Raw genomic sequence first — 21198 nt, 5'->3', positions numbered from 1 at the left:
CGGGTCTGACGGGTCTGACGGGTCGGAACCTACACCGGCCCGAACCCGTTCAGCACCGGTTCAGCTCAGACCTGGCCAGCCTTGCGCCAGGAGCCCTCGTAGTTGTCCCGCACCTCGGAGGAGTACGGCACCGGGGAGACGGTCACGTTGACCTCGATCTGGCGGTGACGCTCCACCGTGGTCTTGCCGGAGCCGCCGTCGGGCTCGCCCCAGACAACCTTCAGCCGGTCCCCCACCTGCACGGACGGGTCGACGACGGCCAGGGAGAGCGCGGTGCGCTCGTTCGCCGAGTAGCCGGTGAACATGGACAGGCCCACGACCTTGCCGGAGTCGTCCACCACGGAGTCGAAGTTCGAGGAGCCGTAGTTGGCGTTGGGCAGGTCGAAGAACTTGTAGCCGATCTCGCCCTTGCCGTACATCGAGGCATGGATGGTGGCCATGTCCTGGTCATCCCAGGCGAGGGTGACCTTGTGTCGCTGCGTGGAGGCGTCGACCTTCTCGAGTGCCTCGCGGCCGATGAAGTCGTGGTCGAATTTGATGAAGTTGCCGTAGCCCAGCTCCCACGGGGTCGTGTAGTAGTCCTCGATGTTCTCTGAGACGAAGGAGCCGGCGATGGCGTTGTTGGCCTCGTAGGAGTCGGCGCCGAGCCAGGCCCGGTAGTCCGCGAGCATGCCGTCGCCGGAGTAGATGGCCGGCAGCGGGGACGGGATCCAGCCGGATTCCAGGGTGTTCGAGGAGTAGGCGCGGGCTCCGACGGCGGCGAGGCCGAACTCGGCGCCGGCCTCCATGATGGCCTCGCGGACCCTGTCGTAGTCCTGGTAGTCGCCCCACAGCTCCAGGCCCGGCGCGCCGGCCATGCCGTGCCGCAGGGTCCGCACCCGGGTGCCGGCCACGTTCATGGTGTCCATGTGGAAGAACTTCAACTGCTCCACCGGGCCACCGTTGACCTTCTCGATGACATCCCAGGCCTTGGGGCCCTGGATCTGCAGGCGCCAGTATTCCCGGGACACCGCCTTGCCCATGGGGCGCGAGGGCGAGCGCCGGTCCTCGATCAGCTCGACGTCATAGCCGCCGGTCTCGGCGTGGAACTTCAGCCAGTTGGTGGCGGGGGCGCGGCCCACGTAGGTGTACTGGTCCTGGTCCTCGTGGAACAGGATGCCGTCTCCGATGACATGGCCGGCCGGGGTGACCGGGACGTACTGCTTGGCGCGGTTGACGGGGAAGTTCTCCAGCGAGTTGATCGCGGTGTAGGAGATGAGCTTCTTGGCGTCCGGGCCCTTGATGATCAGGTTGTCCATGTGGTGGGTCTGGTCGAACATGACGGCGGTCTCCCGCCAGGCGATGACCTCGTCCCGCCAGTTGGTGAACTCGGGGGCCACCACCGGGTAGACATAGGCGCCCACCTTCGAGTTCCGCATCATCTCCACGGGATTGCCCGCGGCCTCCATGGCCTGCTGCAGCGACTTCTGGTCTGTCATGACTGATCTCCTGAACGAGGGGTGACAACTGCCGTATACCTATGAGCATAGGTATCACACTGTGATCCAGGCAACACCCTGCGGCAAGTTTTCTGAAAACCTCCGCCGCAGGCTGGGAAACACGGACGTCTACACGAAGGCACTGTGGCCGGTGATGGCCCGGCCCACGATGAGGGTGTTGATCTGATCGGTGCCCTCGAAGGTGTAGAGGGACTCCGCGTCGGCGTGGAACCGCGCGACCCGGTGCTCCAGCAGGATGCCGTTGCCCCCCAGCAGCTCCCGGCCGAGGGCCGCGCTCTGGCGCATGTGGCGGCAGACCCACGTCTTGGCCAGCGCGGCCTGCTCGCCGCTGACACCACCGGCATCCGCGAACTGGGACAGCCGGACCGCGAGGGCGAGGGACGCGTTGGCGTTGCCCAGCATGGTCACGAGGTGGTCCTGGACGAGCTGGAAGGACGCGATCGGCCGCCCGAATTGCTCGCGCCGCCGGGTGTACTCGAGCACGGCTTCATACAGGCCGATCTGGAGCCCGGTGGCATTCCAGACCACGTCCGGCCGCAGCGTCTCGAAGGTGCGGTTCAGGTCCGCGAAGGAATTGATCCGCTGGAGTCGATGACTCTCCGGGACCCGCACCCCGTCCAGGCGGATATCGGCGTTGTGGACCATGCGCAGGGAGGTCTTGCCCTGGATCTTGGTGATCTCCAGGCCCGGGTCGTCGGTACGGGCCAGGAAGACCTTGACCTGGCCGTCGTCGGCGTCCTTGGCGGCGATCGCCGCGTACTCGGAGAAGGCGGCGTTGCCGATCCAGCGTTTCGCCCCGTGCAGGATCCAGCCGTCCCCCTCCCGCCGGGCCACGGTCTGGACGCCGCGGGCGATGTCCGAGCCGTGGTCGGGCTCGGTCAGCGCGAAGCAGCCGGTCATCCTGAAGGACGCCATGTCCGCACCCCATTGCGCCAGCTGCTCGTCGCTGCCGCCGGCGTGGACCACCGTGCGGAACATGCCGGCCTGGCCGCCGAAGAGGATCGCCAGAGAGCCGTCCACGCGGGAGAACTCCAGGTTCCGGAAGCCGATGAACAGGGACCGGACCGTCTCTCCGGCGTCGCGCAGGTCCGCGGGTTCCACCAGGTCGAGCCCGGCCAGGCCGTCGCGGAGGAACAACGGCGTCTCGCCGCGCTCCCAATACTCGGCCAGGACGGGCTCGGCCTCCTCCGCCAGGTAGTGGCGCAGGCGGGTCAGGACGGCCTGCTCGGCACCCGTGAGCAGGTCCGAGTAGCCGTAGAAGTCGGCGCCGCCGATGAAGGGCACGGGTCCACCGGAACGGGTGTTCTCTACGTCTTTCACTGCACATCCTCACGGATCGAGGCCTTCAGGCGGCTCAGGTTCAGCTTCCCCGTGGGCCCGCGGTCGAGCGAGTCGCGCAGCACCAGGGTGCGCGGCTTCTTGTAGCCGGCCACCCGCCCGGCCAGGTGCTCCATCAGGTCCCGCTCCGTCACGTCCGCGTCCGGCTCCAGGGCCACGGCGGCCGCCACCGCCTCACCCCAGCGGGGGTCGGGGACACCGAACACCACGGCGTCCGCCACGGCCGGATGCTCCAGCAGCGCCTCCTCGACCTCCCCGGGGAAGACCTTCTCCCCGCCGGTGTTCACCACGGAGCTGCCCCGCCCGAGCAGGTCGATATACCCGTCCTCCCCCACCCGCACATAGTCCCCGGGGGAACAGTGGCGGACACCGTTGATGACGGGGTAGGTCGCCGCGGAGGTGACGGGGTCATGGAGGTAGCCCACGGGCAGCGCACCGCGGTAGGCCAGGACGCCGATCGCCCCGGGTTCGTGCTGGACCTCCCGTTGGGCATCGTCCAGGACCACGGCATCCTCGCTCAGCCGGAATCTCGCCGGCAGGTCCTCGGCCCGGGTGGTGGTGGCCACCGCGTAGGGGCCGCCCTCGGTCGAGGCGAGGATGTCCACGATCGCCACCCGGCCCAGGGCATGGATGCGGCGCTTGGTGTCATCGCTGAATCGCATGCCCGAGCTGATCACCGAGGTCAGGCTGGACCCCCGGCCGCCGAGTTCCGCCTCCAACGCGTCAAGGAGGGGCAGCGCCACCGCGTCGCCGGCGACGATCAGCCGGGTCACTCCCGCGCTCTCGATCAGCCGGGCCACATCCCCGGCCCGGAAGCTGGGATCCGGGTTGATCACCACGGTGCCGCCGAGCGCGAGCGTGTTCATGGCGCTGAACAGGGCCGTCGCGTGGATGAAGGGCGCCAGGGGCAGGGTCCGGATGGGCGCCAGGTCGTCTTCGACGGCGATCCCCACCGCAGCGTTGAGGTCGGCCGGGACGTCCCGGCCGACGGGACCGTAGATCGAGGACTGCTGGATATGCAGCAGGTCCCCGATCCTCCACACCACCGCCTTCGGTGTGCCGGTGGTCCCGCCCGTGAAGATGTACAGCTCCGCCTCCCGGCCGGGCTCGAACCGCCGCGGGGCAGTGCTGCGGCCCGGGCCCGGCGCCGCCAGCTCCTCGAAACGGACGCGGACGACGCCGGCCCGCTCCCGGCCGACTGGTCCCTCGGGTTCACCGGTGTCGCCGACCTCGATGAGCAGCTCCGGCCGGCCGGCGGTTCCCGCCAGCCGGTCCAAAGCGTCCTCCACCGCTGCCCGGGCGCCGCTGGCAAGGACGAGGGCCACTGGCTCGGCGACGGTGAGGAGCCCGGCGAGCTCGGCCCCGAGGTAGCGGTAATTGATCGAGACGGGGATCGCCTCCAGCTTGAGGCAGGCGTAAAACAGCACGAGATACTCAGCGGTGTTGTGGAGGAAGAACGCCACCCGTGAACCAGGGCCCACGCCGCGCTCCGCCAGGTCCTCGGCCACCGAAGCCGCGGCGGCGTCGAACTCGCCGTAGGTGTAGTGCCCACCGGCAGATCGAACCGCCCATCGGTCGGGGGCGCGCCGGGCGATCTCGCGCCACAGGACCGCATAGTTCTCGTACATGGGCAGGCCTCCGTCTGCTGTGGATCACCTTCAGTTTCAGGTAACCTGAAACGAACGTCAAGGGTCACGCCCATCGGCCGCACCCGTTCCCGCACGACCCTGGGAGGCACCATGCCGAGTCAGGATCCCGAGGCCGCACCAGACCTCGTCATCGACGGCTGGCTCATTTACATGATCAAGCTGCTGGACACCGGGCTCCGCCCCGAGGTCGAGCGGATCGCCGGCAGCCGGGGTTTCACCGCCGCCCAGTACACGGCGCTCACCGTGCTGCTGTCCAGGCCGGGCATCACCTCCTCGGAGCTGGCCCGGCGCTCGTTCGTCCGGGCCCAGTCCATGGCGGGGACCATCGGTCCGCTCGTGGAGCAGGGCCTGATCAGCCGCGCCCCGGATCCGGACAATGCGCGGCGGCTGCTGCTCCGGGCCACGCCCCGGGGCCGGGCGGCAGTCACCCGCCTGCAGGATGAGGTGGCCACCCTGCAGGGCCGGCTGGTGGAGGGACTGGACCAGCCGCAGCTCGATGCCCTGTCAGCGGCCCTACGACTCCTGCGCAACAACGTCCAGGATCTCAACACCACCACGCCCTAGCGGCGCTCAGCACTCGGGGAGGTTGACCGCCACATTCACGGCCAGGCCACCGCGGGAGGTCTCCTTGTACTTGGACATCATGTCCCGCCCGGTGTCCCGCATGGTGGTGATGGCATCGTCCAGGCTCACCCGGTGGGTGCCGTCACCGACCAGGGACAGGCGGGCGGCGTTGATGGCCTTCACGGAGGCGATCGCGTTGCGTTCAATGCACGGGATCTGCACGAGCCCGGCAATGGGGTCGCAGGTCAGGCCAAGGTTATGCTCCAGTCCGATCTCGGCGGCGTTCTCCACCTGTTCCGGGGTGCCTCCCAGGACGGCACACAAGGCCCCGGCAGCCATGGAGCAGGCCGAGCCCACCTCGCCCTGGCAGCCGACCTCGGCACCGGAGATGGAGGCGTTGCGTTTGAACAGGGTGCCGATGGCGCCGGCGGTGAGCAGGAACTCCTCCACCCGATCGTCATTGCACTCGCGGAACATGTCGAAGTAGTGCAGCACGGCGGGGATGATCCCGGCGGCCCCGTTGGTCGGGGCGGTGACCACGCGGCCACCCGAGGCGTTTTCCTCGTTCACGGCCAGGGCGAAGAGGTTGACCCATTCCATGGCCCACAGCGTGTCCTGGGTGTCCCCCTGGGCCTGCTGCTCGCGCAGCCGTCGGCGCAGTCCGGGTGCGCGCCGCTTGGCCAGCAGCACGCCGGGCAGGACTTCCTCGGTGCGGCTGCAGCCGTTCTCCACACATTCCTGCATCACGGCCCAGACATCCAGCAGGGCCGTGCGGATCTCCTCTGCCGAGTGCCGGGTCAGTTCGTTGGCGTGCATGACGCCGGCCACGGACAGCCCGGACTCCCGGCAGCGCTGCAGCAGTTCTGCCCCACTGGCGAACGGGTAGGGCTCGGGCACCTCCGGCTCGTCCGTGCCGGACCCGGCTTCCGCCAGGTCCTCAGCGGTGACCACGAAGCCGCCGCCCACGGAGTAGTACTCCTGCGAGGCCACGACACCATGGGCAGGGGCGCTGTCCCGGACGGCACCGTCCTCGGCCCCGGAGCCGGCGGCCGCGGCGGCCTCCTCGGAGGAGTAAGCGGTGAGACGCATGCCGTTGGGGTGGCCGGGCAGCGACTCCCAGCCGTTGAGCACCACGTCCTGCGCGGAGAAGGCCACCTCCCGCGTGCCGTCCAGCCGCAACCGCCCCGAGTCCATGGCCTCTGCCACCACCCGGGGCGCCTCGTCCGCGCCGACCGATTCCGGGGCCAGCCCGGCCAGGCCCATGATCACGGCGTGGTCCGAACCGTGGCCCTGGCCCGTGGCGCCGAGCGATCCGAACAGCACCGCCTTGACCCGGACCACCTCGTCCAGTCGGCCGGCCTCGGCCAGCGATCGGGCGAAGAGCCGCGCGGCGCGCATCGGCCCCACGGTGTGGGACGACGACGGCCCCAGGCCGATCGAGAACAGGTCCAGCACGCTCAAGGTCACAGCACTTCCTCCTGACGGAACTCCGCCATGGAATCCACCAACCAGCGTACGAGGAAATCGGCGAAGGATGCACGGGGGTACAGCCGAAATTCGGTCTCGGCGGACCGGTGCAGGATGACCGGGACCGGTCCCACCGCCGTCACGATCGCGTGGCCGACGGGGAAGGAGCGCGGGTGCAGGTCCGCCTGGCACCCCTTCTCCAGGACGTCCCGAGCCGAGCGCCCGGCCAGCACGAGGATCGTGCGGTTGGCGGAGAGGTCCAGCGCCTGGCCCGGCAAACCCTCGAGGGCGGTCTCGAGCGAGTCCGCATCACCCGTGGACTGCTCACGGGAGACGTCCACCACGAGGAACTCGTCCGGGGACAGCCACAGCACGTGCTGACCGGAGGCGTCCCCCGTGCTCTGGCCGTGGCCGGCCGGCAACTGGACGCCCAGGACGGTTTCCAGGGCCTGTGCGGTCTCGGAGTCCGGCGCGGCCCGCAGGCCGATCTGGACAGCGAAGGGCAGCTCATGCAGGGACACGGCGCGGGCGCCGTGCACCTCGGCCTCCGCCATGAGGGACTCCAGGTGGGCCGCCGGGGAGGTGCGGATCGATCGGGTCATCAGTTTCTCAGCCATCACGGCGGGTCCCTTCGGGGTCGTAGAGCAGGGGTGAGGCGATCTCCACCTCGACGTAGTTCTCGCCGTCCGGGCCACCGGCGCCGATCGGCGAGCGCACGATCTCGCCGATGCGGTTGCGGCCGTTGTCCACGAGGGCCAGACCGAAGGTCCGGCCCAGCGCGGCCGAGTTGTAGGAGGAGGTGACGTGGCCGATCATCGGGACCGGGCCGGCGTCGGGCGTCAGAGGGGTGCCCGCCGTCACCAGCTGGGCGCCCTCCGCGAGCCGGGTGGTGCGGTCCACGGGCAGCACACCCACCAGGTGGCGGCGGTCCTCGCGGGCCGTGTGCGCCCGGGAGAACGAGCGGTTGCCCACGAAGTCCTTCCGCGCGGACACCGCCCAGCCCATCCCGGCGTCCTGTGGGGTCACGGTGCCGTCCGTGTCCTGGCCGATGATGATGAGGCCCTTCTCGGCGCGCAGCACGTGCATCGTCTCGGTCCCGTACGGGGTGATCCCGAACTCGGCGCCGGCCTGGGCCACGGCCTCCCACGTGGACAGGCCGGCGAAGGCCTCCACGTTGATCTCGAACGCGAGTTCGCCGGAGAAGGAGATGCGGCAGATCCGGGCGCGGGTCCCGTTGGCCAGGGTGGTCTCGCGGAAGGCCATGAACGGGAACGCCTCCTGGGAGACGTCCAGGTCCGGGGCCACCCTCGCCACCACCTCGCGGGACTTGGGCCCGACGACGGCGACGGTGTTCCACTGCTCGGTGACCGAGGTGAACACCACGTCCAGGTCCGGCCACTCGGTCTGGTGCCATTCCTCCAGCCAGTCCAGGACCTTGGCGGCCCCGCCGGTGGTGGTGGTCATCAGGAACCGGTCCTCGGCCAGGCGCATGGTCACGCCGTCGTCGAAGAGCATGCCGTCTGCGGAGCACATCAGCCCGTAGCGGCCCATCCCGACCTTCAGCTTGAGGAAGCCGTTGGTGTAGATGCGGTTGAGGAACTCGGCGGCGTCCGCCCCGCGCACCTCGATCTTGCCGAGGGTGGAGGCGTCCATGAAGCCCACCGAGTCGCGCACGGCGGCGCACTCGCGCAGCACGGCGGCGTCCATGTCCTCTCCGTTCTGCGGGAAGTACCAGGGCCGCTTCCACTGTCCCACGTCCTCGAACAGGGCGCCGGCGGCCTCATGCCAGGGCTGGATCGAGGTGACGCGCGCCGGGTCGAACAGCTCCCCGCGGCGGCGGCCGGCCACGGCGGCGAAGGCCACCGGGGTGAACGGAGCGCGGAAGGTGGTGGTCCCGATCTCCCCGAGATCGCCCTCGTTCAGGGCGGCCGCGATCACGCCGATCGCGTTGACCCCGGAAGTCTTGCCCTGGTCGTTGGCGGTGGAGATGGAGGTGTAGCGCTTGATGTGCTCCACCGAGCGCATCCCGGCGCCCGTGGCCCGCAGCACGTCCGCCACGGTCTGGTCCCGCTGCAGGTCCACGAAGTGGGTGTCCCATTCGGCCGGCTCACCGGCCAGGGCCGGGGCGAGCCACACGGGCCGGACGGTTCCGGGGGCCGGGGACGCCGGGGCGCTCGGCACCAGCAGCGGGGCGGAGGAGCCGGTGGCCCGGGCGGCCTGGTGACCGGACTCGGCCCCCTGGGACAAGGCCTCACCCAGGGTCACGGCCCCGGTCAGGGCTCCCGCGGTGAACTGGTTCTTGACGCGGGCGGCCGGCACAAAGGCCGCGAGCTCTCGGTTCCAGGCGATCCGGCCCTGGCGCTGGCTGTGCAGGTGAACCACCGGCGAGTGCCCGCCGGAGACGGCGAGCAGGTCCGCGTCCAGCGTCTCGGGGTCACCGGCGATGGCGCCGGACTCATCCAGGGGCGCCACGGTCACGCCGCTGATCCGGCCGGCGGGGCCGCCACCGGCCGTGTCCACCACGGCGGCGCCGAAGATCCCGCGCACGTCTGTGGCCTCGAGGACCTCCAGGGCGGTGGCCGAGGCCTCCGGCCGGGAGTCCGCTACGGCCACCACGGAGACGCCAGCGTCATGCAGGTCCTCCACGAGGGAGTAGGCGGAGTCGTTGGTGGTGGCCACCACGACGCGCTCGCCGGCGAGAGCCGCGTACCGGTTCAGGTAGCTGCGCACGGCGCCGGCGAGCATGATGCCCGGGCGGTCGTTGTTGGCAAAGACCAGGGGACGCTCGTGGGCGCCCGTGGCCAGCACCACCTGGCTGGCGCGCACGTGCCAGATCCGCTGGCGGGACACCCCGGGCCGCTCGCGCGCCGGCAGGTGATCGGTGCGCTGCTGGACCGCCACCACGAAGTTCTCGTCGTAGCTGCCGAAGGCGGTGGTGCGGGGCAGGTAGGTAAAGTCCTCGGCGGCGGCGAGGCGCTCGAGGGTGGCGGCGGCCCACTCACGAGCGTCCATCTCGTCGATCGTCTCGGTGCGGCCGGAGAGCAGCGAGCCCCCGGGGGCGGGCTGATCGTCCATGAGGATGGTGCGGGCACCGGACTTCCCGGCCTCGCGGGCGGCGGCCAGACCGGCCGGTCCCGCGCCCACCACCAGGACGTCGGCGTGAACATACTTGTGGTCGTAGACCGCCTCATCCTTCCTCGGATCCAGCACGCCGAGCCCGGAGAGGTACGTGGCGTGCAGCCCTTCGGTCAGACCCACCGTGGTGGCCGGCAGCATGGACTCGTCCACGTGCCCGGCAAAGCGTGCGGCGACGGTGACGAGGGCGTTGGGCTCCTCGACGCCGGCGGAGAGGATGCCGCGTGGGCGGCGCTCGTAGAGCGAGGATCCGCAGTCGAGGCGGCCGTTGGCGATGAGGGCGCTGGCGAGGGTGTCGCCGGGATGGCCGGTGTACTGGGTGCCGTCCACCGTGAAGGTGATCTCGCGGCTGCGGTCGATGCCGTGGCCGGGGGCGCGGCCGGCCTCAAGGCGCCGGGTGTTGGCGGTGCTCACTGGTGGCCTCCGTGGTCGGTGTTCGGGCTGGCGGGGCTGGAAGGGGTGGTCCGGGTGGAGTTGCCGTGGCCGGGGTCCGGGAGGTCGCCGGCATCGGGCCGCGGAGATCCGGCCGGGTACGTAGCGGCGAATTCGTAGCTGTGGGTGTCTCTCAGTGCGTTGAACCACTTGCGGCACCCGCCGCCGTGCTGCCAGCGCTCGGCGAACAGCCCCTTGGGGTTGTCGCGGTAGAAGAGGTACTCGGCCCAGCCCCGGTCGTCCAGGGAGTGCGGGTCCTCGGGGTAGGCGATGTGGGCCTGGCCCCCGTAGTGGAATTCGGTCTCGTTGCGGGGCCCGCAGTGCGGGCAGTCGATCAGCAGCATGATTCTTCTCCTGCCTGTACCTTCCTAGTGGGCCACGGCGGCGGCGCCGTGCTCGTCGATGAGGTGTCCGGTCTCGAAGCGGTCCAGCGCGAACGGGGCGTTCAGCGGGTGGGCCTCGTCGGTGGCGATGGTGTGGGCGAACGTGTAGCCGGAGGCAGGGGTGCCCTTGAAGCCACCCGTGCCCCAACCGCAGTTGACGTACATCTGGTCGATCGGGGTGGTGGAGACGATCGGCGAGGCGTCGAAGGTGGTGTCCACGATCCCGCCCCAGGTGCGCAACAGGTGCGCCCGGGCGAAGATCGGGAACAGCTCGACCGCGGCGGCCAGCTGCTCCTCCACCACGTGGAATGCGCCTCGCTGGCCGTAGCCGTTGTAGGAGTCGATCCCGGCGCCCATGACCAGCTCGCCCTTGTGCGCCTGGGAGACATACACGTGGACGTGGTTGGACATCACGACGGTGGGGTGCACCGGCTCGAAGAGCTCGGAGACGAGCGCCTGCAGGGGATGGGAGGAGATCGGCAGCCGGAACCCGGCCAGCTCCGCCAGCACGGAAGAGTGACCGGCGGCCGCGAGGGCCACCTTGCCGGCGTTGATGCGGCCGCGGGACGTCTCCACACCCACCACCCGCTCGCCGTCCTTGACGAAGCCGGTGACCTCGCAGTTCTGGATGATGTCCACGCCCATCTCGTCACACTTCCGGGCGAAGGCCCAGGCCACATGGTCATGCTTGGCGATCCCGGCGCGCGGCTGGTAGGTGGCCCCCATGACCGGGTAGCGGATGTCGTCCCCGATGTTGATGATGGGGCAGGCCTCTTTGACCTGCTGCGGGTCCAGCCACTCCGCGTCCACGCCGTTGAGCACGTTGGCGTTCACGCGGCGCTGGGACTCACGCACGTCCTGCAGGGTGTGGGCCAGGTTCATCACGCCGCGCTGGGAGAACAGGAAGTCGTACTCCAGCTCCTCCGGCAGCCCCTCCCATAGCTTGAGGGAGTGCTCGTAGATCGCCGCCGACTCGTCCCACAGGTAGTTGGAGCGGATGATCGTGGTGTTGCGGGCCATGTTGCCGCCGGCCAGCCAGCCCCGCTCCAGGATGGCGATGTTGGTCATGCCATGTCTGGACGCCAGGTAGTAGGCGGTCGCCAGGCCGTGGCCGCCGCCGCCGACGATCACGGCGTCATAGCTGGGTTTCGGGTCGGGGTTGCGCCACAGGAAGTCCGGGTGCTCGGGAAGCTTCTCGGCCATGTCAGGCCCCCTTCGGGGTGAGGTGTTCGGTCATGTTCGGGTACAGGGGATGGGCGGCCGCCAGGGTGCGGACCCGCTCGCGCAGGCCGGTCACCACCTCGTCGGCCACCCCGACGCCGGCCCCGGCGTCCGCCGCGCCAGCGGTCCCGGCGGCGGCAGCGCCAGCAGCGCCAGCTTTCAGGGTCTCGGCGATGACGTCCGCGACCTCGCGGAAGGCCTCCTCACCGAAGCCGCGGGTGGCCAGGGCGGGGGTGCCGATGCGCAGCCCGGAGGTCACCATCGGCGGGCGCGGGTCGAAGGGCACGGAGTTGCGGTTGATGGTGATGTCCACGGCTGCCAGCAGGTCCTCGCCCTGCTGGCCGTCCAAGGACGAGTCCCGCAGGTCCACGAGGACCAGGTGCACGTCCGTGCCGCCGGTGAGGACGGTGATCCCGTGCTCGGCCACGTCCGGGCGGGTGAGCCGCTCGGCGAGGATGCGCGCCCCGGCCAGGGTCCGCTCCTGCCGGTCCCGGAAACCCTCGGAGGCGGCGATCTTGAACGCCACGGCCTTGCCGGCGATCACATGCTCGAGCGGCCCACCCTGCTGGCCCGGGAACACGGCGGAGTTGACCTTCTTGGCGATGTCCGCGTCATTGGTCAGGATGATGCCGCCGCGCGGGCCGGCCAGGGTCTTGTGGGTGGTGGAGGTGACCACGTGGGCGTGCGGGACGGGCGAGGGGTGCAGGCCCGTGGCCACGAGCCCAGCGAAGTGGGCCATGTCCACCATGAGGTAGGCGCCCACCTCGTCCGCGATCTCGCGGAAGCGGGCGAAGTCCAGGTGGCGCGGGTAGGCGGACCAGCCGGCGACGATCAGCTTCGGGGAGTTCTCGCGGGCCAGGCGGGCTACCTCGTCCATGTCCACCTCGAGGGTGGACTCGTCCACGCCGTACGCCGCGATGTTGTAGAGGCGGCCGGAGAAGTTGAGCTTCATGCCGTGCGTCAAGTGCCCTCCGTGGGCGAGATTGAGCCCGAGCACGGTGTCCCCGGGCCGGATCAGCGCGTGCATGACGGAGGCGTTGGCCTGGGCCCCGGAGTGCGGCTGGACGTTGGCGTACCCGGCGCCGAACAGGTCCTTGACGCGCTCGATGGCCAGCGTCTCCACGGCATCCACATGCTCACACCCGCCGTAGTAGCGCCTACCGGGGTACCCCTCCGCGTACTTGTTCGTCAGCACCGAGCCCTGGGCCTGCATGACGGCCGCGGCGGTGTGATTCTCAGAGGCGATCATCTCCAGCCCCTCGCGCTGCCGCCCCAGCTCGGCGTCGATATGCGCCGCGATCTCGGGGTCGAGCTCGGCCAGGTCAGCAGTCAGTTCGGTGGGGATGGCCTCGGCCATCTCACGGGTCATGGTCACGATGATCTCCTGGTACGTCATTTGAAGACAACTGATATATCAAGCTGCGGTCTAGAGTATGATGAGGATCACACCTCGTCAAGGGGTGGCAGGAACAGGGCCCACCCGACGAGCCAAAGGACCTCATGACCACCGCAACGGACCTCGCCCCCGCCGGTCTCTCGCTCGCCGAGCAGGCCTACCGCGCTCTCCGGGACCGGCTGATCATGCTGGACATCGCCCCGGGCGAGCCGCTCCAGGAACTCCAGCTCGTCCGTGAGCTCGGATTCGGCCGCACCCCACTGCGTGAGGCCCTGAAGCGGCTCGAAACCGACCATCTGGTGGTGTCCTATCCCCGCCGGGGCACCTTCGCCACCCGAGTGGACATCACCGAGCTGGCCGCCGTCTCCGAGGTGCGCCACCTCTTGGAGCCCCTGGCCGCCCGCAAGGCCGCCGCCACCACGGACCCCTCCGTTCGAGCCGCCCTCGCACAGGCGCGCGAGGGCATCGACCAGCTCTCCGGCACCACACCCTGGCGCGAGGTCATGGCCCAGGACCTCGCGGTGCACCGATTGGTCTACCGCGCCGCGGGCAACCATCACCTGGAGGAATCGCTGATCCGGCTGGACAATCTGGCCACCCGGATCTGGTGCGTCGTGGTGGACCGGCTCCCGGACGTGGCCGAGCACATCCGGGAGCACCTGGGGCTCTTGGACGCGATCCTCGAGGGGGATGCCGACCGCGCCGAGGAGTTAACCTCCGCGCACATCCGGCATTTCGACGCCGCCATCCGTCAGGTGATCTGACGGGGCCGACCTTCCCCGGACCCCGTCCGACCGGCCGGTGGCTCCCGCCCTCCTGTGGGGCTTGACTGTGATGCAGCCCACTGCCATCCTGTAGCGCAACAGAGTTGCCGAAAACGCAACTGCGGGCCCTTCCGAACCGTGGCCCCCTCCCCTCACCACGAGCCCACGGTCCTACGCCGAACGGCCCGCCCGCCGCGACTGCGCCCCCGAAGGAAGTCGACATGTCCGCTCGAGACAGCACTGAACCGGAAATCCCCACCCCACCCGCCGACGCCAGCCCTCCCTCCGGCGTCGCCACTGCGGCCCCCCACGCCGACACCGCGGCACGTGGACCCGTCACGGAGGACGGCTCCGCCCACGGCGGCGCCATCGGTCGCCGCCGCACCGTGACACTGCCGCGTTTTCGAGGCCGCATCGTGCCGCCGCTGGACCGGGCCATCATCATGGTCCTGCCGCCCGTACTGATCATCGCAGCCGTCATCGCCGTGACCCTCGACCCGGAGGGGGCCGCCGCCCTCATCGGCCGCCTGCGGACCTTCGTGACCGAAGGATTCACCTGGTGGTTCGTGGCCTATTCCCTCATCGCCGTGGCCGTCTGCGCCTGGCTGTGCCTCAGCAAGGTCGGGCGCGTTCGTCTGGGCGGCCCCAAGGCGCGGCCGCAGCACAGCAAGTTCGCCTGGTACTCCATGCTCTTCGCCTGCGGCCAGGGCATCGGCCTGATCTTCTGGTCCATCGCCGAGCCGATCCTGCTGCGTGAGGGAACCCCGGTGGTGCCCGACGGTGGCAATCCCGGTCAGGGCGGCATGGTCTGGACCTACTTCCACTGGGGCCTGACCGCCTGGGCCATGTACTGCGTCGTGGCCATCTGCCTGGCCTACTCCCACCACAACCTCGGCAAGACCCTCACGTTCCGCGAGGCGACCGTGGACCTCCTGCCGAAGCGCGTCCAGCGCCCGGCCGGCGTCGTGGTGGAGTTGTTGGCCATCATCGCGACCGTGCTGGGCCTGGCCACCTCCTTCGGGTTCGCCGCCATGCAATTCAGCTCCGGTCTCACCTCATTCACGGGGATGGACTCGAACTCGTTGACGTGGCTGATCGTCATCGTGGCCCTGGGCGGCCTCACCGCGCTCTCTGCCTTCCTGGGCGTCAACAAGGGCATGAAGCGGATCAGTGAGGCCAACTCGATCCTGAGCATCGTACTGGTGGTCGGTGTCTTCGTCTTCGGCCCCACCGTCTTCATCCTGTCCAACCTGTCCCAGACGTTCGGCTCGTTCTTCACCCATTTCATCCCCATGAGCTTCTGGACAGGCGCCGAGGGCGCAGCGGCCCCGCTCGGCGACTGGTCCGAGAGCTGGAACGGCATCTGGACCGTGTTCATCTGGTGCTGGGTGATCGCGTTCTCCCCCTTCGTCGCCGGCTTCATCGCCCGCATCTCCCGTGGCCGCACCATCCGTGAGTTCGTTCTGGGCGTCACCATCATCCCGTCCCTGATCGTCATGGTCTGGGTCGGCGTCATCGGTTCCGCCGGCATCCACTATGACAACGTCTCCGACGGCACCGTGTCCGCGGATGTGGCCGAGGACACCTCCGCCGGGCTGTTCTCCATGCTGGGCATGATCCCGTGGGTAGGCGGCATCCTCCTGGTGGTGGCCACCATCCTGGTCGCCACCTACTACGTCACCAGCCTCGACTCCGGCACCTACGCCCTGGCGGAGTTCGTCTCCGCACCCAAGAAGTCCGGCCCCTGGTTCCGCGTGGTGCTGGTCGCCAGCATCGCCGCCGTGGCCCTGGTGCTGCTCTCGATCGGTGGCGCCGACGTGGTGGACACCGTCCAGACCGGCACGATCATCGGAGCCTTCCCGTTCTCCTTCGTGATCCTGCTGATGATCATCAACCTGATCCGCCGGCTGCGCTCCCGCGACCGCGAGGTCCGGCAGCTGGAGAAGGACATCAACGACCCCGAACCCCGGGCCGAGGACGAACTCTGCGACGAGGACGGCATCCCCCGCCCCGATCCGCGCCGTGGCGTGGGCCCGGGGACACTGACCGACGTCCAGGATCCCTATGGCTACGGCCCCCGAACCGAGAAGAGGCCCCAGCAGTGATCAGCACCCCCGACCCCCGACCCACGGGGCAGACGACCGCCGAGCCCACTCGGCTGGCCCACCTGGACGCCCACACCTACCGGGACTGGGCCGCCGGGGAGCAGTCCACGGTGATCCTGCCGGCCGGTGCCTTCGAGCAGCACGGCCCCCACCTCCCCCTGGGCACGGATGCCATCCTGTCCTCGACCATCGCGGAGGCCGTGGCCTCCCGGATCGGGGCGAAGGTGGCCGAGCCGCTGTCCTACGGCTACAAGTCACAGCAGAAGTCCGGGGGCGGCGACCACCTGGCCGGGACGGTCAGCCTGGACGCCGCAGCCCTGATCGCCCAGGCGCGGTGCATCATGGCCGGGTTCCTGCAGCAGGGCGTGCGCCACCTTGTGGTCCTCAACGGGCACTACGAGAACTACCAGTTCCTCTACGAGGCCGCGGATCTGGCGCTCGGAGACCTGCGCTCCGCGGGGCACGACGTCGGACCAGTCGCGCCGGCGATCCTGCTGCTCTCCTACTGGGACTACGTCACCGAAGACACCCTGGAGACGGTCTACCCGGACGGCTTCCCCGGCTGGGACATCGAGCACGGCGGGGTCCTGGAGACCTCGCTGATGCTGCACCTGCACCCCGGGCTCGTGGCCATGGACCGCGCCGTGAGCCACCCGCCGGCGGCGCTGCCCCGCTTCGACCGCCTGCCCGTGGTGGTCTCGCGCACCCCGGAGACGGGATGCCTCTCAGCCCCGGACGGCTCTGACGCCCGGAAGGGCTCCTTGCTGTTCGAGAAGGTCACCGCGGAGCTGGCAGGGGACCTGGCGACCGAGCTCGGCCTGCCGGCACGGGAAGTCCCCGAGACCTCTTGACGTGACCCTCAACACACCACAGAATGAATGCAACGCCGTTGCGTGTACTGCAACCGACTCAGGATGCGATGAAACGGCACCACCAGAACACCAGGACCGCCCGCAGGCGGCACGCCCCCAGGAGTACACCATGAGCACCACCTCCACCACCGCACGTTCCGTTTCCGACCTCGAGCGCCTGAAGACCCTGCACAACGGGTCCAAGCAGCCCCTGACGTTCTCGGACGCCGAGTTCGAGCGCCGCCTGGCCGGCCTGCGTCAGATCATGGCCGAGAAGTCCCTGGACGCCGTGATCCTCACCAGCTACCACGGCATCAAGTACTACTCGGACTTCCTCTACACCACCTTCGGGCGCAACTACGCACTGGTCGTCACCGCCACCAACTCGACCACCGTGACGGCCAACATCGATGCCGGCATGCCCTGGCGCACCAGCTACGGCGAGAACATCGTGTACACGGACTGGAAGCGGGACAACTTCTTCTACGGCCTGCAGGAGGCCCTGAAGCGGGACGGCGTGAAGGCCTCCCGCCTCGGCGTCGAGGACGATTTCCTGCCCGGCCTGACCCGCCAGCGCATCCAGGACGCGTTCCCCGGCGCCGAGCTGCTGGACGTCTCCCAGGACGCCATGCGCCAGCGCATGATCAAGTCCGCCGAGGAGATCGAGGTCATCAAGCACGGCGCCCGCATCGGCGACCTCGGCGGCGAGGCCATCAAGGCGGCCATCCGTGAGGGCATCTCCGAGTACGAGGTCGCCCTGATCGGCACCGAGGCCATGGTGCACGAGATCGCCAAGACCTTCCCCGACCGGGAGGTCCGGGACACCTGGGTCTGGTTCCAGTCCGGCATCAACACGGACGGCGCGCACAACTGGGCCACCACCCGTCAGCTGCAGCGCGGGGACATCCTGTCCCTGAACTGCTTCCCCATGACCTCGGGTTACTACACGGCCCTGGAGCGCACCCTGTTCCTCGGTCAGCCGGACGAGCGCAGCCTCGAGCTGTGGAACGTCAACGTGGAGGTGCACCGCGCCGGCCTCGAACTGATCAAGCCCGGAGCGGTCTGCCAGGACATCGCCCATGCGTTGAACGAGATTTACATCGGCCACGGCCTGCTGCCCAACCGCACCTTCGGCTATGGCCACTCCTTCGGGGTCCTGTCCCACTACTACGGCCGCGAAGCCGGCCTGGAGCTCCGCGAGGACATCGACACCGTCCTCGAGCCGGGCATGGTGGTCTCCATGGAGCCGATGATCACCGTCATGGACGGCGAGCCGGGTGCCGGCGGTTACCGCGAGCACGACATCCTGGTCATCGGAGACGACGGCGGCGTGGAGAACATCACGAAGTTCGGCTTCGGCCCGGAGAACAACATCATCGACGCCTGAGTGCCCCGCGGGCGCCCTCCCGCACCAGGACCGCGGCCCGGGTTCCCTGTAGGGACCCGGGCCGTGGCATGGTGGGACACAGAGACCGCCACACGTCCCAGGAGGACCACCATGGGCACCACCAGCACCACGCCCGACGCCGGACGCACCGGCTCCGGAACTCCGTCCGGTGAGGCCGTGGCCGGGACCGGCGGCGGAGCGCGCGGCACCTCCGTGATCGTCAACGTCCTCCAGGTCATCCGCTGCTTCACCGTGGAGGAGCCGGTCCTGGGGGTCACCGAGATCGCCACCCAGGTCGGCCTGCACAAGTCCAGTGTCTCCAGGATCCTCGCCACACTGGAGCAGGAGAAAGTGGTCGAGCGGGACGAGGCCTCCCGCAAGTACCGGCTGGGCCTGGGCCTGATCGCCGTGGCCGGGCCTCTGCTGGCGGGCCTCGATGTCCGTCGCATCGCCCTGGACGATCTGCGCGAGCTGTCGGAAACTACCGCCGAGACGGCGGCGCTGAACATCTGGGACGGCACCGCCGCGGTCACCGTGGAACAGGTTCCCAGCCGACAGCAGGTCAAGCACACCTCCGTGTTGGGCAGCCGCTACGCCACCGGCCTCAGCGCGAGCGTCCAGGTCTTCCTGGCGCATGAATCCGCGGAGCGCGTGCGCGGACTGCTGAATGCCGGGCGGATCGCCTTCGACTCCCCCTCCGACCCGGCCATTTACTTCGAACGGCTCGCAGCGGTCCGCCATGACGGCCACGCCGTGAACCACGGCGAGACCCAGCCGGACGAGGTGGGCATCGCGGCACCCGTGTTGGACCACCGCGGCGAGGTGGTGGCCGCCGTGCTGCTGGCGGCCCCCCGCTACCGCGTCCCCGCCGAACGGGTCGCCGAGCTCGCCGCCCACTGCCGCGAGGCCGCATACCGGATCTCCCAGCGACTGGGGGCCGCACTCCCGTGAACTACCTGGCCCTGGATGGCGAGGCGGAGATGCTCACCTACTACTCCGGGGCCTCCGCCTCGGGCAGACCACCCAGGCGTGCGCACACGGCCGCGGCGGCCAGCCGGACCGCGGCGGCCAGGTCGGCCTGACTGCCCCTGTACTGGACCCGGGACCGCGGGGCGCTAACGGTGATGCAGCCGACGACCTTGCCGCGGTAGTCCCGCACTGGGACGGAGACGCCGTACTCCTCGAAGGTGGTCTCGCCGTCATTGACAGCTTCACCCGCCTCACGGACGATGTCGAGGTGGCGGAAAACCGGGTCGTCTTCCGGCCCGGAGTAGCCCTCACGCTCCACGGATCCGCTCCGCAGCAGGCGGTCCACCTCGGACGCCGGCAGCTCCGCGAGGAAGACACGCACCGAGGAGCTCGCGAACTTGGCGTACCGGGTGCCGATGGTCGCACTGTGCTTGACCTGGTGCGGGCTTGCCACCTGCTCCACCACGATCGCCGCTGCGCCGTTCCACACGGCCAGGGCCGCGGTCTCCCCCGTGGACTGCGTGAGCTCCTCGAGGTGGGGCAATGCCGCCCGGCGGACGTCCAGTTCAGACAGCAACGGTCCGGCGAGGCCGATCATGCCGAGGCCCAGCCGGTATCTCCCCGAGTCCAGATCGCGCTGAACGTAGCCGGCCTCGGTGAGCCCGGCGAGCATGCGGGACACGGTGCTCTTGTGCAATCCGACGATCTCGGAGATCTCCGTGACGCCCAGCAGTGGTCGGGTGGTGGCGGAGAATGCCTCCAGCACGGACAACCCGTTGAGCAGTGAGGCAGCGGCGCCCTGAGGCTTCTCCGCGGCCGACGCGGGGTCCGGTGCGGTTTCCGGCATGTCATTCCTCTCGGATGGTGGTTCACGTCCACCCGGGCGGCTGATGTGCCGCCGGCGGGCGTGACCCCATGCTAACGGCGGTGGAGATTCCGGCCTTCCGGCTCTGGACGGATGCAGCCGGCATGGAATGCCGGAACCTCCCCTTCCTTGCGGAGGTGCGACAGCCCGGCACCCGCTGAGGTGCGCCGGGCTGTCGCCGGGTCGGACCGAGACGGTTGGACCCCAGGACGCCGGCAGAACAGTGGGGCTCAGGCCGGGTCCGCAGGGGCCTCCACCTCGGGCTGGGGGTCCGAGAGCGTCTTCGGGACCGTGTCCTCGAACTGCGCCAGGCCGTTCAGGTACTCCACCACCGCATCCGTGGACTCGACGTCACCGAACTTGTTGTCGATGTCGTAGAGGTTCCACTGCACGACCCCCGGGACGCGGTCGCCGATGGTCTCGCGGGGGATAATCGGGCGGAAGCCCTTCGCGATCGCATCCTCGACGGTGTGGCGCACGCACCCGGCCGCGGTCGCACCGGTCACGATCAGGGTGTCGATGCGGTTGGAGGTCAGGAAGAGCTCGAGGTTCGTCCCCGGGAACGCCGAGGCACGCTTCTTCTCGATCACCACCTCGCCCTCTGCGGGAGCGATGCGGTCGTCGATCTGCGCCCAGTAGGAATCCGCCGGAAGTGTCTCCGTCGGGATCTTCGAGTACCACAGACCCATGTCGTTCGTGCCGGAGCTGGCGTCGCGGTTCCGGTACACGTTCGTGGTGTAGAAGACCGGGACCTTCTTGGCGCGCGCGGCCTCGTTGATCCGCTGGACGTTCGGGATGATCTCCTCCATGCCCGGGCAGCTGAACGGGTGGCCCGGACGGGTCCATGCGTTGGCGAGATCGATGTGGATGACGGCGGGGCGGTTGCCGAATCCGATCCGACGCGTGAAACCACGCTCGTTGTAGATTCCCCTGCCGGCTTCGAACGCCTCTTCCAGCACTGCTGCCAGACGGGCTTCGATGTCGCTGTTGGTTGTGACGGTCATGATTCTCTCCACTCTCACGATCATTTGTTGCTACAAAAGCAACGAGGTTGCTGTATTGACGACTGTAGCGCACGAAACACCTCCGAGCCAGCGTGGAATGCGGCAATCTCGAGAGTTCTCACGCTGGAAACATCCCGGCCACACCGGCTCAACATTCCCCTGTTTCTAT

The 21198-nt window shown here is 69.3% G+C and carries 17 protein-coding genes; 6 read left to right on the top strand and 11 right to left on the bottom strand.

Annotated features, from left to right (window positions below; genetic code table 11):
- Positions 1–65: 65 nt before the first annotated feature.
- The 3 genes from ligM to C8E99_RS14340 form a co-directional block, all read right to left on the bottom strand.
- On the bottom strand, positions 66–1478 hold the full coding sequence (gene ligM / locus C8E99_RS14350; protein ID WP_115932872.1) for a vanillate/3-O-methylgallate O-demethylase: 1413 nt from the start codon (positions 1476–1478) through the stop codon (positions 66–68).
- A gap of 129 nt (positions 1479–1607) precedes the next feature.
- On the bottom strand, positions 1608–2819 hold the full coding sequence (locus C8E99_RS14345) for an acyl-CoA dehydrogenase family protein (protein WP_245952368.1): 1212 nt from the start codon (positions 2817–2819) through the stop codon (positions 1608–1610).
- Positions 2816–4465, bottom strand: a complete 1650-nt coding sequence (locus C8E99_RS14340; RefSeq protein ID WP_115932871.1) for an AMP-binding protein — start codon at positions 4463–4465, stop codon at positions 2816–2818. The genes C8E99_RS14345 and C8E99_RS14340 overlap by 4 nt, the downstream gene beginning before the upstream one ends.
- Before the next feature lie 111 nt (positions 4466–4576).
- On the opposite strand from C8E99_RS14340, the gene C8E99_RS14335 reads away from it, so the two are divergent.
- Entirely contained in the window at positions 4577–5050 is a 474-nt protein-coding gene (locus tag C8E99_RS14335; protein WP_115932870.1) for a MarR family winged helix-turn-helix transcriptional regulator, read from the top strand.
- Positions 5051–5056: 6 nt separating this feature from the next.
- On the opposite strand, the gene C8E99_RS14330 is transcribed toward C8E99_RS14335, so the two are convergent.
- From C8E99_RS14330 to glyA, 6 genes are read right to left on the bottom strand one after another with little or no spacing between them, the layout of a single operon-like run.
- Positions 5057–6517: an L-serine ammonia-lyase gene (locus tag C8E99_RS14330; protein ID WP_115932869.1), complete on the bottom strand. Its 1461-nt coding sequence runs from the start codon at positions 6515–6517 to the stop codon at positions 5057–5059.
- Entirely contained in the window at positions 6514–7134 is a 621-nt protein-coding gene (locus C8E99_RS14325) for a sarcosine oxidase subunit gamma (RefSeq protein WP_115932868.1), read from the bottom strand. Before C8E99_RS14325 ends, C8E99_RS14330 begins: the two co-directional genes overlap by 4 nt.
- Positions 7127–10066, bottom strand: coding sequence for a 2Fe-2S iron-sulfur cluster-binding protein (locus tag C8E99_RS14320; RefSeq protein WP_115932867.1), 2940 nt, complete (start codon positions 10064–10066; stop codon positions 7127–7129). Before C8E99_RS14320 ends, C8E99_RS14325 begins: the two co-directional genes overlap by 8 nt.
- Positions 10063–10428, bottom strand: a complete 366-nt coding sequence (locus C8E99_RS16090; protein ID WP_115932866.1) for a sarcosine oxidase subunit delta — start codon at positions 10426–10428, stop codon at positions 10063–10065. Before C8E99_RS16090 ends, C8E99_RS14320 begins: the two co-directional genes overlap by 4 nt.
- A gap of 24 nt (positions 10429–10452) precedes the next feature.
- Entirely contained in the window at positions 10453–11670 is a 1218-nt protein-coding gene (locus C8E99_RS14310) for a sarcosine oxidase subunit beta family protein (protein WP_115932865.1), read from the bottom strand.
- A gap of 1 nt (position 11671) precedes the next feature.
- The gene (gene glyA / locus C8E99_RS14305) at positions 11672–13057 is read right to left on the bottom strand and encodes a serine hydroxymethyltransferase (protein WP_115933511.1); all 1386 of its coding nucleotides are present in this window, start codon (positions 13055–13057) and stop codon (positions 11672–11674) included.
- Positions 13058–13188: 131 nt separating this feature from the next.
- On the opposite strand from glyA, the gene C8E99_RS14300 reads away from it, so the two are divergent.
- The 5 genes from C8E99_RS14300 (at position 13189) to C8E99_RS14280 (ending at position 19142) form a co-directional block, all read left to right on the top strand.
- Positions 13189–13848 (top strand): GntR family transcriptional regulator, encoded by a 660-nt coding sequence (locus tag C8E99_RS14300; RefSeq protein ID WP_115932864.1) that lies wholly within the window; start codon positions 13189–13191, stop codon positions 13846–13848.
- Positions 13849–14069: 221 nt separating this feature from the next.
- Positions 14070–15953 carry a BCCT family transporter gene (locus C8E99_RS14295; protein ID WP_115932863.1) on the top strand — a complete coding sequence of 628 codons (1884 nt, stop codon included), beginning with the start codon at positions 14070–14072 and terminating at the stop codon, positions 15951–15953.
- The gene (locus C8E99_RS14290) at positions 15950–16804 is read left to right on the top strand and encodes a creatininase (RefSeq protein WP_115932862.1); all 855 of its coding nucleotides are present in this window, start codon (positions 15950–15952) and stop codon (positions 16802–16804) included. Before C8E99_RS14295 ends, C8E99_RS14290 begins: the two co-directional genes overlap by 4 nt.
- Before the next feature lie 130 nt (positions 16805–16934).
- Positions 16935–18191 carry an aminopeptidase P family protein gene (locus tag C8E99_RS14285; RefSeq protein ID WP_115932861.1) on the top strand — a complete coding sequence of 419 codons (1257 nt, stop codon included), beginning with the start codon at positions 16935–16937 and terminating at the stop codon, positions 18189–18191.
- A gap of 111 nt (positions 18192–18302) precedes the next feature.
- Positions 18303–19142 (top strand): IclR family transcriptional regulator, encoded by an 840-nt coding sequence (locus tag C8E99_RS14280; protein ID WP_115932860.1) that lies wholly within the window; start codon positions 18303–18305, stop codon positions 19140–19142.
- A 40-nt stretch (positions 19143–19182) separates the two neighbouring features.
- Here C8E99_RS14280 and C8E99_RS14275 read toward each other — a convergent pair whose 3' ends face one another.
- Together C8E99_RS14275 and C8E99_RS14270 are read right to left on the bottom strand one after the other, a co-directional pair.
- Entirely contained in the window at positions 19183–20007 is an 825-nt protein-coding gene (locus tag C8E99_RS14275; RefSeq protein ID WP_115932859.1) for an IclR family transcriptional regulator, read from the bottom strand.
- Between the two features lie 248 nt (positions 20008–20255).
- Positions 20256–21029 carry an N-carbamoylsarcosine amidohydrolase gene (locus tag C8E99_RS14270; protein WP_115932858.1) on the bottom strand — a complete coding sequence of 258 codons (774 nt, stop codon included), beginning with the start codon at positions 21027–21029 and terminating at the stop codon, positions 20256–20258.
- Between the last annotated feature and the right edge of the window lie 169 nt (positions 21030–21198).

Origin of the sequence: Citricoccus muralis (assembly GCF_003386075.1) — a bacterium.
GTDB lineage: Bacteria > Actinomycetota > Actinomycetes > Actinomycetales > Micrococcaceae > Citricoccus > Citricoccus muralis.
The sequence above is the reverse complement of the archived record's forward strand: the minus strand, read 5'-3'. Positions and strand labels throughout refer to the sequence as shown.

Bases quoted from the DNA above. Each gene is read 5' to 3' on its own strand.
- C8E99_RS14275 (WP_115932859.1), bottom strand. From the start codon at position 20,007: ATGCCGGAAACCGCACCGGACCCCGCGTCGGCCGCGGAGAAGCCTCAG.
- glyA (WP_115933511.1), bottom strand. From the start codon at position 13,057: ATGACCCGTGAGATGGCCGAGGCCATCCCCACCGAACTGACTGCTGAC.
- C8E99_RS14310 (WP_115932865.1), bottom strand. From the start codon at position 11,670: ATGGCCGAGAAGCTTCCCGAGCACCCGGACTTCCTGTGGCGCAACCCC.
- ligM (WP_115932872.1), bottom strand. From the start codon at position 1,478: ATGACAGACCAGAAGTCGCTGCAGCAGGCCATGGAGGCCGCGGGCAAT.
- C8E99_RS14280 (WP_115932860.1), top strand. From the start codon at position 18,303: ATGGGCACCACCAGCACCACGCCCGACGCCGGACGCACCGGCTCCGGA.
- C8E99_RS14270 (WP_115932858.1), bottom strand. From the start codon at position 21,029: ATGACCGTCACAACCAACAGCGACATCGAAGCCCGTCTGGCAGCAGTG.
- C8E99_RS14300 (WP_115932864.1), top strand. From the start codon at position 13,189: ATGACCACCGCAACGGACCTCGCCCCCGCCGGTCTCTCGCTCGCCGAG.
- C8E99_RS14325 (WP_115932868.1), bottom strand. From the start codon at position 7,134: ATGGCTGAGAAACTGATGACCCGATCGATCCGCACCTCCCCGGCGGCC.
- C8E99_RS14335 (WP_115932870.1), top strand. From the start codon at position 4,577: ATGCCGAGTCAGGATCCCGAGGCCGCACCAGACCTCGTCATCGACGGC.
- C8E99_RS16090 (WP_115932866.1), bottom strand. From the start codon at position 10,428: ATGCTGCTGATCGACTGCCCGCACTGCGGGCCCCGCAACGAGACCGAA.
- C8E99_RS14295 (WP_115932863.1), top strand. From the start codon at position 14,070: ATGTCCGCTCGAGACAGCACTGAACCGGAAATCCCCACCCCACCCGCC.
- C8E99_RS14285 (WP_115932861.1), top strand. From the start codon at position 16,935: ATGAGCACCACCTCCACCACCGCACGTTCCGTTTCCGACCTCGAGCGC.
- C8E99_RS14340 (WP_115932871.1), bottom strand. From the start codon at position 4,465: ATGTACGAGAACTATGCGGTCCTGTGGCGCGAGATCGCCCGGCGCGCC.